Here is a 13,897-nt window from a genome sequence, read left to right as displayed (position 1 = left end):
TTAGTGTCTATGCATTGCCACCTGGTCTACACCCAGATTCTTTAAGTTTGCATGCACTTCGCGGTCGTCTGCCTGACCAATGAGAAGATCTCTTGCCTTCTTTGCCTCAAGCTCGGTCTTGTGCTTGCTCGGGCCGCCGACACAGCCGCCCACGCAGACCATACCCTCTACGAAGTCTGCCGGAAGCTTGCCGACCTTCATAAGGAGCAGGGCTTTCTTACACTCTGCTGCGCCGTTGCACTTCATGACATTTGGAGCGATATCCTCGTTCATCTCCTTGAAGCACTCTACCACTGCTGCAGTTACGCCGCCTGCGTTACCGAAGCGTTTACCGAATACGGAACCTTCCTGATAGGTATTCTCTTCCGGCTCAAGCTCTACGCCCTTCGCACGCATCATGGCACGGATCTCACCGAAAGTCATAGCGTAGTCGGCATTGTCTTTGATATTTAAATCCAGGGTCTCGCTCTTCTTCGCGATGCACGGTCCGATGAATACGGTGATGATCTCCGGATCTTTCTCTTTCAGCATTCTGGAAACGGCGCACATCGGGGACACGGTGGTGGACATATTGTCTAACAGCTGCGGGAAATGCTGCTTGATCATGTTTACGAATGCCGGGCAGCAGGAGGTGGTCATCTTCTTGCCTTCTTTGTAAGCCTCTGCCCACTCAGCAGCCTCTGCTGCAGCGGTCATATCGCCGCCTAAGGCAACCTCTACCATATCTGCAAAGCCGACTTTCTTTAATGCGGTTTTCCAGCTGGCCATGGTGATCTCCGGTCCAAACTGACCCTCAGTTGCCGGTGCTACCATGGCAACTACTTTCTTGCCTGCGTTGATCATGTTGATGACATCAACCATAAAAGTCTTGGAACCAACCGCACCGAACGGACAGCTGTGGATGCAGGCGCCACACTGGATGCACTTGTTCTCATCGATCTCGCATACGCCGTACTCGTCGTAGGTGATGGCATCTACTGGGCAGGCTTTCTTACACGGGCGCTCCAGATGTGCGATTGCGTTGTACGGGCAGGCATTTGCGCACTTTCCGCACTCTTTACACTTGTTTGGATCGATGTGTGCGCGGGTATCTCCCATGCTGATCGCACCAAAATTACAGGAATTCTGGCATGCCTTTCCCATACATTTCCGGCAGTTATCGGTTACGGTATAAGATGCGATCGGACACTCCTCGCAAGCTGCACCGATGACCTGAACCACGTTTCTGGTATCTTTGCCGCTGGTCGGGCATTTGCCCTCTGCCAGGCGGACACGCTGACGAATGATCTCGCGCTCTTTGTAGATACAGCAGCGGAACTGTGCCTGCGGTCCCGGGATGATGGTGTACGGAACCTGGTCCTTATGTTCCTCATCCAGCTCGCCAGCCCATGCCAGCTTTGCTACCTCGTACAGTACGTCGTGTTTGATGCGTAAGATTGTTGCGTCATTTGTTACCATAATTTTCCTCCTCATTTCCGGATGTCCGCTCCGCAAAATTTGGCTGTTCACCGCAGCCGCAAACCTGCGGACTACAGCTTCTTTTGCATACCTGGCAACAGCCAAGTCTGCTCACAGCCATGTGACATCCTGCTCAACTCTCTGTTTTCTTTCATCTTGTAACTGCCAGAATTTCCGGCCGCTACCATTCATTTATTTATAAACCTGCTTCATGATGTTAGGGGTAAAAGTTTTTTGTACCCTGGTATCATTTAATAGTAGGTTACGGTTACCTGTTTTCCCATATCTTCCACAACCGTCTTCAGCTGCTCTACCAGGTTCTGGCGGATACCTAAGTCAAACGGTAGGCCCGGATTCTGATAAGCGCTGTTGATGGCTTTTCCGACATATAAATGCAGTTCTGTGCAGTCTTCAATCAGCATCTTGGCTACCATGGACGCACCATTTGGCTTATCCAGTTCCAGGAAAAACTGCTCGGATACGGTTTCATTCTTGACATATCTTCTTAACAGCTGCACCACACGGTTCAGCGTCAGAACGCCTTCCGTTACCAGTTCAATCCCGTCCATATAGGCAATGGGCGGAATATCCGGATCGGCATATTGCATCGATACGTCCAGACGTTTCTTTAACACTCTGGACACAATGGTGGCACTGGTTCCGCCGCAGACGATCCGCTTGGTGGAATCGTCGCCGGACATAAAGCTCTTCACCATCTCTTCGTCCATGGAAGGATCCTTTGCAGGACCCGTCATCAAATGCACCGGTTTCGCGTTGATGATGCGCATGCACGCCACCGTGGTGTCATCACCCGGGCGGTACTGGTAAAGTTCGTCGCACGCCTGGCAGATGGATGACGCCAGTCGCATGGCTGATATGGTCAGCGCATACTGCTTCAGCGCATATTTGGCAATGTCTTCCCAGAGCCAGCCAAAGTTTAAGAGCTGCCCCACACCCGCATGAACGGTTCCATCGCTCATCAGGATCAGTGCGTCGCCGCGCTGGACCCGAAAACGGAATTCATTGATTTTTTTGCCCTGCACTTCCCGGATGTTCTGCGGAATCGGCACCAACTGACCATTACGGATAAAAATACAGCTTGGATTGTCAAATTCGACCAGATACGCGTCTCCGCTGTGAAAGACCTGCAAAATGCTGAACGTGGAATATGCAACCTGCCGCACCTTGCAGATGGGAAGCGTCTCCACGATCGTCTCCACACACTCTTCCAGGGTTGCTCCGTTTAAAAACATCGTTCCCAGGATCTTGGAGGTCAGCGTGGCAAGGATATTCGCCTTTACACCGCTTCCCATGCCATCTGCCAGGATCATAATATTGGAATCATCCGTTTTTAACAGCTCGACCTTATCTCCGCAGAGAACCTCTGAAAATTTATTCAGGCTTTTATAAGCAACATCTACGGTAATTGCCATTCTACTTACCTCCGTTGTCGCTTCCGTCCTCCAGAAGGGATTTGCAAAGCTTTGTCAGCGTCGTCTTGGTCTCTGCTGTTGTCTCGCCGAGAAGTCCTGCAATCTCCTGGGCTACCATCATCTGCTTGTGGATGACTTTCTGAGCTAAGTCGATGGTGTCTAACTTGCGCTCATACTCCAGTCTGGCCTGTTCTTCCTCTTTCGTAATGTCGATGAAGGTGGCAAGTACCACATTCTGCTCCGGTATGTATACAATATTCTGAAGTGTATCCAGTTTAAATTCCGGATAATGCACCTTTTTGCCATGGATATTCTGGTGGGTATCGAACACCCACTGGAAATCCGACGGGTCGATGAACTCATAAAGATACATCTGCAGTGCTTCCGCACGGGTCTTTCCAAAATACTTTTCACCCACGGCAGAATATTCCATAATCTTCATGTCCGCATCCACGATTATGACCACGTTCGGTGATGTCTCCATAACCAGATTCGCAAAAGACTTGGACTTCTCATACATGAACGGAATGCACATGTCGAGCTCTGCCTTCTTCTGATACACGGCAATCGCCTTTTCGCGGCAGGTCGGATACCCGCAGGCACCACAGTTTAATTCATCATCCGGGCGGATTTTTCCGGTCTTTGCAAGAATTTTACGGATTTCTTCCTCGGAAGGAACCGGATCTTTCGGTGTGCGGTCCAAAAATACCTTATACAACGCTGCCTCTTTAAGCAGCGGCTTTGTTTCCTCTTCTGGTACCGGATCCCGGGAAATCCGCTCTTCCATATCCAGCTTCACTTTGAACCTGGAAATGGACTTATCGTTTACCGTCGGTCCCTTGATACAGCCGCCGGAACACATATTCATCTCGATAAAGCAGCCTGTGATCTCGCCCCGCATCATGCTCTGACACAGATCGATACAGTTGCTCTCTCCATGCACATAAAACTTCCGGTATCTGTCCTGCTTTGCCTCTGTGACCATAACAGAACTGATCACCCCGTTGGTCACCGGGTAGAGACGGTTCACCCGCGGGTCCAGCTGCTCAAACGGCATATCCTCACAGTCTTCAATGACAATATCTTCCTCATTCAGCCAGCGGTTGATATCGTTGAAATTTAAGACGGCATCAATGCAGTCTGCATGGCGCGGATCCAGGGCTTCCTGTTTTTTGGCAATGCAGGGACCTAAAAATACCACTTTGGTATCCGCTCCCATCTCCTGCTTGATCATGCGTCCATGCGCGATCATGGGAGAAACCACCGGGGCCAGATACGGAATCAGCTGCGGGTAATATTTCTCGATCAGCGCATTCACACTTGGACAGCAGGTACTGATAATATTTTCCATGGTACCTTCCACAAGCAGCCTTGTATACTCCGCTGTTACCAGCGCAGCGCCTTCCGCTGTCTCACGCACATCGGCAAAACCCAGACGCATGAGTGCGCAGCGCACCTGCCCAATGGTGTGATATTTTAAAAGGCCCATATAAGATGGCGCGATGGAAACAACGACCTTCTCCCCCGCCTCGATCATAGCCTTTACCATACCAAGATCACTCACCAGTGTCTTGGCCGACTGGGGGCAGATCTGCAGGCAGCGCCCACATAAGATACAGTTGTCCGGCATGATCTCCGCACGACCGTCCTTTACCATGATGGCTTTGACTTCGCAGTTTCGCACACACTTGTAACAGTGACGGCACTTTGTAGCTTTAAAGTCAATGATCGCCATGCTTACAGCCTCCCTAAAATTTCCTTTTCAAAGAAGTCATCGGTTGTTTCCGGTTTTAAGGAGAACAATTCTCCGTCTACCGTTACACAGACACCATTTACACAGTTTCCGCTGCAGAATGCTCCGTTTAAATCTACCTTATCGGAAACTCCGTGCTCTTTTACCAGCTCCTGAAGACGCTGGATGATCTCTCTGGATCCCTTTAAGTGACATGCACTTCCAATACAGATCGTAACTCTCATAACTCAATCCTCCAAATTTTGTTCATATGACCCACTGGTTCTGGTCCGCAAACCCGTTGAAACCTATAACTGACACAAATGCGCATCACATTCCTGTTTTCTGCGCATACTATAGGTTTATTTTCTCATATTGATACATTTTTATCAATTAGCAAATTGCATAAAATGGGGAAAACCGTGTTTTTTCTTCCATACATAACCTGGATTCCCCTTTTCCTCTTTTCCCCTGCCTGTTTTACGGTTTTCGACGGCAAAATCTGCTTCCAAAAAAAGGCAAAAAAGTAGCAAAAAACTTTTTTAAACTTTTTTCAAAAAGTGCTTGCATTCTTTTCCAAAAGGTGCTATATTATTGGAGTCGCTTCGAGGCGTGGCTCAGTTTGGTAGAGCGCTGCGTTCGGGACGCAGAGGTCGCAAGTTCGAATCTTGTCGCCTCGATTCTGGCCTCATTGTCAAGCGGTTAAGACGACGCCCTCTCACGGCGTAAACTCGGGTTCGATTCCCGATGAGGTCATAGAATCAAGAATCAAAGCGAAAAAACACCAGAGCATCTGCTCTGGTATTTTTTATTGTAAATTTTCAGAAAATTCAAATCCCTTTCTCCAAAAAATAAACAAAAAGACGAGAAATCCTTCTCTATGCAAAAGGTTTTCTCGTCTTTTTTCAGCTGGGCCAGCGGGATTCGAACCCTCGAGTGCAGGAGTCAAAGTCCTGTGCCTTACCGCTTGGCGATGGCCCATCATTACCTCAAAAGATAAATGCCTGTCTATTATATCTGATTTTCAGCAAAAAAGCAAGACAGAGAGCAGAATTTCAAATCGAATTTCAATCCGAACTCCGGCTGAATTTCAAATCTGAATTCCGCGCGGAAATTCAAATTGCACTTTCTCAACTTGTTCTATATAATAACAAGTATACAAAGGGGGGAGTTGCATTATGCGGGTTACTTTGATCAAAGACAGGAGCTTTTACAGAAATGTCCTGTCCATTATGCTTCCGGTTGCACTGCAGGCAGCCATCAATATGGGCGTCAATATGCTTGACACCATGATGCTTGGTTCGTTTGGCGAAGCACAGCTTTCTGCTTCCAGCCTCGCCAATCAGTTTTACAGCTTTTTTCTGATTTTCTGCTACGGGATCATCGGTGGTTCCAGTGTACTGGCTTCCCAGTACTGGGGCGCCCGTGACAAAGACCATGTACGGGAAACGTTCAGCATGGCACTGCGTATCGCACTTGGGGTGGCGCTGGTATTTGCAGCCCTGACATTGTTCTTTACACGTCCCATCATGAAAATCTATACTTCCGAAGAAGATGTGATCAATTACGGCATAAAATACTTAAAGATCACGGTACTGATCTTTGCCATCCATGGAACCGGTCTGGTAGCTGCACAGCTGATGCGCACCGTTGGGCAGGCGAAACTTGGGCTCTACGTCTCGATTTTGTCCTTTGCCATAAACCTGGCCGCCAACTACATTTTCATCTTTGGAAAATGCGGTATGCCGCGCATGGAGATTGCCGGTGCTGCCCTGGGCACCCTGATTGCCCGCCTGACCGAATTTCTGGCAACCTTCATCTATATCCTTGTCATGGATAAAAAACTCGGATTCCGACTGAAACACCTCTTAAAAGCACCTTCCATCCAGTTTTACAAAAACTATCTGCGGCTCGGCGCACCAGTGCTTTTGAGTGATGCCCTGTTAGGTCTGGGACTGAATCTGCTTTCCGTGGTTCTCGGCCATATGGGTGCGGCCGTGGTAGCTGCAAACTCCATCTGTCAGGTGATCGACCGGCTTTGTACCGTTGTCATTCAGGGCGTTTCCAATGCCTCCGGCATCATCACCGGCAATACCATCGGCTCTGGAAACCGGGACCTGGCCATGAAACAGGGCGAAACGTTTTACCTGCTCAGCATGATCTTCGGCGCCATTGCCTCCGTCATGGTATTTATCCTTGGCCCGATGACCATTTCCATGTACTCCCTGGCTCCAGAAACCGTAACCATGACCAGACAGCTCATGAATGCCTACGTTGTCATTATCTTTTTCGAGGCAATCCAGTGCGTTATGACCAAAGGGGTGCTGCGCGGCGGCGGCGATACACGTTTCCTTTTGAAAGCAGATATCCTTTTCATGTGGCTGGTCTCCATTCCGCTCGGAGCTGTGGGCGGTCTGCTGCTTCACTGGCCTGCATGGCTCACATTGTTGTGTCTCCGCATCGACTATATCATCAAATCCTTCTGGTGTGTTTCCCGCCTTTTAAGCGGCAAATGGATCCACTCCGTGGAAGCGTAAGCAATAAATGTGCCGCTTACGCTCTCTGAGATTCACGAAAAAAGCAGATGTTTTCCAATCTGGAAAGCACCTGCTTTTTTCATGTATAAAAATCTTTTATTTGCTTAACGTACCATTCTCAAAGTAATCAATTTTCATGGAATGGCGTACATCTGCCAGAGTTTTTGCTGCGGTAGCTTCCGCGCGTTTGCTGCCCTCTGCAAGGATGTCGTAAACATCCGGAAGACGCTGCTCCCAGTCTTTTCTGCGCTCACGGATCGGAGCCAGCTCAGCCTGGATCACATTGTTTAAGAACTTCTTGACCTTAACGTCCCCAAGACCTCCGCGTCTGTAATGGTCTTTCAGCTCGTCCAGATTGTTGTAATCCGGCAGGAACTCTGCGAAATGTTCCGGACGGCAGAATGCATCGAGGTAGATAAATACTGGATTGCCCTCAACCTGTCCCGGATCCTCCACGCGAAGGTGGTTCGGGTCGGTGAACATGGACATGATCTTCTTGCGGATATCTTCCGGTTCATCGGATAAGTAGATACAGTTTCCAAGAGACTTACTCATTTTTGCCTTGCCATCGATACCAGGCAGACGCAGGCATGCCTGATTCTGCGGAAGGATGATCTGCGGCTCAACCAGGGTCTCACCGTATACCGAATTGAATTTGTGCACAATCTCGCGGCACTGCTCGATCATCGGCATCTGGTCTTCGCCAGCCGGTACGGAGGTTGCCTTAAACGCAGTGATGTCAGCTGCCTGGCTGATCGGGTAGGTAAAGAAGCCGACCGGGATACTTGCCTCAAAGTTACGCATCTTGATCTCGGATTTTACCGTTGGGTTTCTCTGCAGGCGGGAGACCGTAACCAGATTCATGTAATAGAAGCTAAGTTCGGTAAGCTGCGGAACCATGGACTGAATAAAGATGGTAGACTTTTCCGGGTCCAGACCACAGGCAAGATAATCGAGTGCAACCTGGATGATGTTGTCGCGAACCTTTTCCGGATGCTCTGCGTTGTCTGTCAAAGCCTGTGCATCGGCGATCATGATATAGATTTCATCGAATTTGCCGGAATTCTGCAGTCTGACACGTTCTTTTAATGAGCCAACATAGTGGCCAACATGAAGACGACCGGTAGGACGGTCGCCCGTTAAAATGATCTGTTTCATAAATATTTGGACTCCTTTGTTTTGCGCGGATCTGCCGCTGATTTCTCTATTATAATTCTTTCAGTGGGGCACTGTCAACCTGACCTTTGCCATGCTGCCGGTGAAAAGCAGTGAATACACCCGCAGTGACACCAGAATGTGAACTACATCGGCAATTGAATTACCGAGGATTCCCACTCACGATCCTAACAAGTAAAACAAAAGGGCTTTCCGCAAATCTTATGATTTATAGAAAACCCTTGTAAATATAATGCGGAACGTGGGACTTGAACCCACACGCCTTGCGGCACAAGAACCTAAATCTTGCATGTCTGCCAATTCCATCAGTTCCGCGCATATAAAATTATACCATCCAAACTGCAGTGTTCTTTCTTTTGCAGATGTAAGCCAACAGCAGATTGTAAAAAATCCTTACGCATCGTTTGCATAAGGACTTAACAATCAGGGTGGATAGAGGGATTCGAACCCTCGGCCTCCAGAGCCACAATCTGGCGCGCTAACCAGCTGCGCTATACCCACCATTATGAAATTCATCTTCCACTTTCGTGAAAGAAACGAGCCTGAAGGGATTCGAACCCCCGACCCACGGCTTAGAAGGCCGTTGCTCTATCCAGCTGAGCTACAGACTCACTTTTGAAAAGACTTGCTTTTCAAAAGCGGGTGATGGGAATCGAACCCACGTATCCAGCTTGGAAGGCTGGTGTTCTACCATTGAACTACACCCGCATATTCAATTGCAATCGGGGTGACAGGATTCGAACCTGCGACCCCCTGGTCCCAAACCAGGTGCTCTAGCCAAGCTGAGCCACACCCCGGATTACTGAAAACCCGTATGTTCTCTCGCGCTCAACCGAGTGCCATCGAACAACGCGAGAGTAATTATATAATACAGGTCTTATTTTGTCAACAGTTTTTGAAAACTTTTTTTACAATTTTTTTTTATAATTTTTTTTCATTTCCTAATCCCCCAGAAACATCAGATGATATTTCGCAGTTCCATCGTCTTCCAGATCCATGATGATATACGAAGGCATTCTGCCCTCCTGGCGCGGATAAGACAGGCTTCCAGGATTTAAGAGCGTGATTCCTTCCCGCTCTTCCAGATACGGACGGTGCGTGTGGCCGAACATGGCGATGTCGCAGCCCCGGTCGGATGCTTCCTCCCACAGCCGGTCCACATCCAGCGATACGTTATAGTAATGACCGTGAGTCAGAAAAGCGCGGTGTGGTCCAAGATCCAGCTCGATTTCCCGGTCCAGCTTGGAAAAGAAGTCATTGTTGCCCTGAACCATCACAAGCTCACAGCCCTCGTTCAGCCAGTCCGCAATCACGTACTCGCTTCCCTCTGCATCACCCAGATGAATGAGCATGTCGAGCGGCTTCTCCTTCTCGATCACATCGTACAAATTTCCGTCTTTTCTGTGAGTATCACTCACGATCAGTATCTTCATCAGGATTCCTCCTCAAAGTAATGCGCTAACTCCCGTTTCATTGCCTCTAACGCTTTCCCGCGGTGGCTGATCGCATTTTTCTGCTCCATGGTAAGCTCCGCAGAGGTCATGCCAAATTCCGGCAGATACAGGATCGGATCGTAACCAAAGCCGCCGCATCCGGCCGGCTTTTCAGCAATCTGTCCTTCCATCGCCGCCTCGGTATGAAGCACACGTCCGTCCGGAAGCACCGCTGCAATGTTGCAGACAAAGCGGGCACTGCGCTCGTCTCCCTTCGCATCTGCAAGACGGTCAATGATATTCTGGTTCTTGATCTCATAGGAAGTATCTTCTCCCATATAGCGGGCGGAATAAATTCCCGGCTCACCACCAATGTAATCTACCACAAGTCCGGAGTCATCGGCCAGCACAATGTCGCCGGTACAGTTCCAGACTGCACGGGCTTTGATCTCGGCATTTTCCGCAAAGGAAGTTCCATTTTCCACAATTTCCGGATTTGCTCCGGCTTCCTTCATGGATACCACTTCGCAACCAAGATCTGCCATGATCTGGCGGATTTCTTTCATCTTTCCGGCATTGCCGGTCGCAAATACGATTCTGTGTTTTTTCATGATGTTCTCCTTATTTCTCCAGTCATTCCCATTCACGCGTCGGGAAATGTTCCAGCTCAATGTATGCTTTCAGGATTTCTCCAACACTGCGCATGCTTTCCGATTACTCCCATGCCGTGTATGCTTTCAGACAAAGATTGCAGGCCTGCTGTGTCTCCGCAGATTCCCACAGATCCCCATCTGCGCTGATATAGCCTTCCCCATCTGTGAGATCGACCTGGCATCGCCCATCCTGCGCATCGTACTCGATCGCCATAGGATGAACTGCACCCGGTGTTTTGACTTCGATCAGTACCGCAAAACGCTCTCCCGACGCAACCTCCACAGCCTCTGCAAGCGGGATCGTGTAATACCCCGCATAGAAAACATTTCCGTTTGTCGTTCCAAGCTTTTGCCGTTTCAGATTTTTCCAGTCCGCATCAGACGGATGCTCCGGCACATTCTTTAGAATGCTGATTTCATACTCTGTATTCTGGTCTACGGCATAAAATCCGACCGCCTGGACCTTCTGTAGTGTTCCAGTCGCCTGGTACACATTCGTCGCCCAGATTCTCTCGCTGCCATAGCCAATCTGCCCCAGCCATCCGCAGAGATCGCTCTGATAAATCGCATCATAATTATCTGCGGATTCTACACCGGAATATACCAGACTGGTTGCTCCCAGATTGGTATCATAATAGGAGACATAGAAAAATCCGTCTTTTCCGAATCCGGTTCCCCAGCTGTTTTCACAGAGAAATGCGCCATTTTCCGGCGGCGGGGTCGTGAAATTTTCAGCCGGATAATCATCGTCCCAGCCAACGATCACGACGTCATGATTCGGCTGCTGCGTCCCGGAATAATAGTAAGCCCCTGTTTCCTTATTATAATAACGGCTGTCCTGCGTCTGCCCCTGCAGCGTTGTGTAAAGGACACTCTGCACGCCTCCGATCCGGTATACCGCGGCTTTGATGACCTCCCGGTCGTATTCCGGCAGAATCCGGATTTCCTGCACATGCAAGGCCGCCTTTAAGCCTTCCGGTGAACTACCGTCCCCGTAAGGATCCTCCTCCTCCAGGACCGGTCCACGCCAGGAAAGCAGATAAGCCATAGACATAATGTAATCTCCGCCGCTCTTCTGATCCAGAAGGAAATGCGGATCGTGGGACATATGGTCCTCAGAAAAATCGTATGATTCGCCCGGCAACAGGCTGCTTTCCAATGCCAAAAGCGATGCAAATGCCCAGCAGGTGCCCAGGTCACCCTGATTTTTTACCGGGGCCGTGCGGCCGTCAGTACGCGCATCGTAACGGGAAGGGAGAGACTCTTGCGCCACTGTTTCTTTCTCCAGTTTATCTTCTGCCTTTTTTTCTGTTTTTGGTTCGATTCCCTGTTTGCCTGCCTTTGATTCGCTTTCCTGGTTATCTGTCTTTGGTTCGCCTTCCTGCCTGTCCGTTTTTCCCCGGTCCTTCCACTGTACCTGTCTGGACTCAAAAGTGCTCCCGGATTCCGGCTGCGGCAATGCCTGGCATCCGCTTATGGAAGCAATGAATAAGAATGCGGCAAGCATCCCGCAGGTTTTTCTAAAACATCGTTTCAACTTGGTCTTTCTCCACACTACTTGCGAAATTCGCCATCCGGCTTTCTTCTCGGCGGCTTCGGTCCCAGAAACTGGTAAAAATAGGTCTTCATCATACCATTGTAGATCTTGCGGTTTTTATCTGCCTTGCGACCCATATATTTTTCCACATCTTCATAGGAAGTGATGATGAACGCAGACCAGCTGTCCAATGCCTTGAAGCGGTCACCGATCTGGGTATACAGCGCCGGAAGATTTTTCTTATCTTCAATTCGCTCGCCGTACGGCGGATTGGTGATCAGGAAACCATATTTTTTCGGGTGGCTCAGTTCAGCCACCGGGCGCTGCTGGAAGTGGATCATGTGTGCCACACCGGCAAGCTCCGCATTGGCTCTGGCTGCCTTGATGACCTCTGGATCCAGGTCATATCCCTGGATATCCACAGTCACAGTATCGTCCACCATCTCATGCGCCTCGTCCATAGCTTCATACCAGCACTTGCGCGGAATAATCTGCTTCCAGTTTTCCGACAGGAAAGAACGGTTCATACCAGGCGCCATATTGGCTGCCATCATAGCTGCCTCGATTGGGAAAGTTCCGCTTCCGCAGAACGGGTCGACCAGAATGCGGTCTTTGTTCCACGGAGTCAGCATAATAAGGGCTGCTGCCAGCGTCTCCTCGATCGGGGCCTTACTGGTCATCTTGCGGTAGCCGCGCTTGTGCAGGGACTCCCCGGTGGTGTCCAGTGCAACCGTCACGATATCTTTATACAAAGACACCCGGACCGGATAATCTGCCCCGGTTTCCGGGATCACGGAAACCTCATAGGCCTGCTTCATGCGGTCTACCATCGCTTTTTTCATGATAGACTGGATATCCGACGGGCTAAAGAGCTTACTCTTGATGGAATTGGCTTTCTTGACCCAGAAACGACCGTCCTGCGGGATGTACTCCTCCCACGGCAGCGCTTTCGTTCCCTGGAACAGTTCCTCAAAGGTTGTCGCCTTGAAGCTTCCCACTTTCATAAGGATGCGCTCTGTCGTGCGCAGAAAAATATTCGCACGGCAGATGGCCTCTGCATCGCCCAAAAAGGTTACTTTTCCATCCTCCACCTGGGAAATCTCGTAACCGAGATCCAGGATTTCTTTTTTCAATACTGCTTCCAGCCCAAAATGGCAAGGTGCAATCAGTTCGTATACTTTTGTCGCCATACCGTTCCTTTCCTAATTAACCCAGTTTTGCCTCTTTGACTACATTTCCGTCAAAGTCAAAGATCTGAAAGTTCTGATCTTCCAGAATTGCATAAGTTGCCGGATTTCCACCCTTCGGAATCGAAGTGGAACCCGGATTTAAAATATAATGTCCATTCACCTTTTCTGCTTTCAGCAAATGGGTATGTCCATGTACCAGAATATCGCCAGCCTTTAACGGAGGCATCTGATCCTGGTTGAACAGGTGTCCATGGGTCGCAAAGAAAGTCAGACCATTCAGCACCAGAATCGCATAATCCGCCATAACCGGGAACTCTAAAACCATCTGGTCTACCTCAGCCTCGCAGTTTCCGCGCACGGCAATGATCTCGTTTTTGTACTCATTTAACATAGTGATCACCTGCTTTGGCGCATACTCCTGCGGGAGGTCATTACGCGGTCCGTGATATAAAAGGTCACCAAGCAGGATCAGGCGCTCGGCACCAGACTCGCGGTAAACCTCCAGAAGTTTTCTGCAGTAATGTGCAGAGCCATGAATATCGGATGCAAACATGTATTTCATTGGTTTTCCCTCATCTTTCCTTAATAAATATAAAGCAGCTGCGCTGCTTCGCAGTTACAGCATTAATACTGTTATTTTATTACCCACCTATAAAGTTGTCAACGAATTACCCAACGTTTCTTATTCCTGAAAATTTCAAAAGTAAATTCCACCGTCCGCTTATGCGGTGGAATTTACTCCTACATG

The 13,897-nt window shown here is 49.3% G+C and carries 12 protein-coding genes and 8 tRNA genes; 3 read left to right on the top strand and 17 right to left on the bottom strand.

The features are described from left to right. From DXB18_RS10585 to DXB18_RS16730, 5 genes are all read right to left on the bottom strand, one after another. A complete protein-coding gene (locus DXB18_RS10585; RefSeq protein ID WP_118707707.1) occupies window positions 1-1,458 on the bottom strand; it encodes a 4Fe-4S dicluster domain-containing protein in 1,458 nt (485 codons plus the stop codon). Window positions 1,459-1,709: 251 nt separating this feature from the next. Next, complete coding sequence (locus DXB18_RS10580; protein WP_118541475.1) at window positions 1,710-2,891, bottom strand: SpoIIE family protein phosphatase; 1,182 nt, start codon at window positions 2,889-2,891, stop codon at window positions 1,710-1,712. A 1-nt stretch (window position 2,892) separates the two neighbouring features. Next, the gene (locus DXB18_RS10575; protein WP_118707705.1) at window positions 2,893-4,626 is read right to left on the bottom strand and encodes a [Fe-Fe] hydrogenase large subunit C-terminal domain-containing protein; all 1,734 of its coding nucleotides are present in this window, start codon (window positions 4,624-4,626) and stop codon (window positions 2,893-2,895) included. 2 nt (window positions 4,627-4,628) lie between these two features. Then, entirely contained in the window at window positions 4,629-4,868 is a 240-nt protein-coding gene (locus DXB18_RS10570; protein WP_118707703.1) for an NAD(P)H-dependent oxidoreductase subunit E, read from the bottom strand. 144 nt (window positions 4,869-5,012) lie between these two features. Next, on the bottom strand, window positions 5,013-5,135 hold the full coding sequence (locus tag DXB18_RS16730; protein ID WP_279220845.1) for a hypothetical protein: 123 nt from the start codon (window positions 5,133-5,135) through the stop codon (window positions 5,013-5,015). A gap of 94 nt (window positions 5,136-5,229) precedes the next feature. Here DXB18_RS16730 and DXB18_RS10565 point away from each other — a divergent pair. Together DXB18_RS10565 and DXB18_RS10560 are read left to right on the top strand one after the other, a co-directional pair. Beyond that, window positions 5,230-5,303: transfer RNA gene (locus tag DXB18_RS10565), tRNA-Pro, on the top strand. Between the two features lie 4 nt (window positions 5,304-5,307). Then, window positions 5,308-5,379: transfer RNA gene (locus DXB18_RS10560), tRNA-Glu, on the top strand. Window positions 5,380-5,532: 153 nt separating this feature from the next. Here the strand turns inward: DXB18_RS10560 and DXB18_RS10555 are convergent. Next, window positions 5,533-5,604 (bottom strand) — tRNA-Gln (locus DXB18_RS10555). 197 nt (window positions 5,605-5,801) lie between these two features. Between DXB18_RS10555 and DXB18_RS10550 the strand changes: the two genes are divergently transcribed. Beyond that, window positions 5,802-7,160, top strand: coding sequence for an MATE family efflux transporter (locus DXB18_RS10550; RefSeq protein ID WP_118707701.1), 1,359 nt, complete (start codon window positions 5,802-5,804; stop codon window positions 7,158-7,160). A 96-nt stretch (window positions 7,161-7,256) separates the two neighbouring features. Here DXB18_RS10550 and trpS read toward each other — a convergent pair whose 3' ends face one another. The 11 genes from trpS to yfcE all read right to left on the bottom strand — a co-directional run bounded on the left by trpS (window position 7,257) and on the right by yfcE (window position 13,711). Next, on the bottom strand, window positions 7,257-8,318 hold the full coding sequence (gene trpS / locus DXB18_RS10545; protein ID WP_118541467.1) for a tryptophan--tRNA ligase: 1,062 nt from the start codon (window positions 8,316-8,318) through the stop codon (window positions 7,257-7,259). Between the two features lie 251 nt (window positions 8,319-8,569). Then, window positions 8,570-8,651 (bottom strand) — tRNA-Leu (locus DXB18_RS10540). Window positions 8,652-8,763: 112 nt separating this feature from the next. Continuing rightward, window positions 8,764-8,837: transfer RNA gene (locus DXB18_RS10535), tRNA-His, on the bottom strand. 36 nt (window positions 8,838-8,873) lie between these two features. Then, a tRNA-Arg gene (locus tag DXB18_RS10530) sits at window positions 8,874-8,947 on the bottom strand. 26 nt (window positions 8,948-8,973) lie between these two features. Beyond that, window positions 8,974-9,044 (bottom strand) — tRNA-Gly (locus tag DXB18_RS10525). A 14-nt stretch (window positions 9,045-9,058) separates the two neighbouring features. Continuing rightward, window positions 9,059-9,133 (bottom strand) — tRNA-Pro (locus DXB18_RS10520). Window positions 9,134-9,277: 144 nt separating this feature from the next. Continuing rightward, entirely contained in the window at window positions 9,278-9,769 is a 492-nt protein-coding gene (locus tag DXB18_RS10515; RefSeq protein WP_118707699.1) for a metallophosphoesterase, read from the bottom strand. Then, on the bottom strand, window positions 9,769-10,380 hold the full coding sequence (gene rdgB / locus DXB18_RS10510) for an RdgB/HAM1 family non-canonical purine NTP pyrophosphatase (protein ID WP_118541463.1): 612 nt from the start codon (window positions 10,378-10,380) through the stop codon (window positions 9,769-9,771). The genes DXB18_RS10515 and rdgB overlap by 1 nt, the downstream gene beginning before the upstream one ends. A gap of 103 nt (window positions 10,381-10,483) precedes the next feature. Next, window positions 10,484-11,959, bottom strand: coding sequence for a lectin like domain-containing protein (locus DXB18_RS10505; protein WP_147355240.1), 1,476 nt, complete (start codon window positions 11,957-11,959; stop codon window positions 10,484-10,486). A 17-nt stretch (window positions 11,960-11,976) separates the two neighbouring features. Continuing rightward, window positions 11,977-13,149: a class I SAM-dependent RNA methyltransferase gene (locus DXB18_RS10500; RefSeq protein ID WP_118707695.1), complete on the bottom strand. Its 1,173-nt coding sequence runs from the start codon at window positions 13,147-13,149 to the stop codon at window positions 11,977-11,979. 16 nt (window positions 13,150-13,165) lie between these two features. Continuing rightward, a complete protein-coding gene (yfcE, locus tag DXB18_RS10495; RefSeq protein ID WP_118541457.1) occupies window positions 13,166-13,711 on the bottom strand; it encodes a phosphodiesterase in 546 nt (181 codons plus the stop codon). Window positions 13,712-13,897: the final 186 nt, after the last annotated feature.

The sequence above is a fragment of the Clostridium sp. OM02-18AC genome (assembly GCF_003481825.1).
In the GTDB taxonomy this organism is placed as follows: domain Bacteria; phylum Bacillota; class Clostridia; order Lachnospirales; family Lachnospiraceae; genus Brotaphodocola.
The sequence above is the reverse complement of the archived record's forward strand: the minus strand, read 5'-3'. Positions and strand labels throughout refer to the sequence as shown.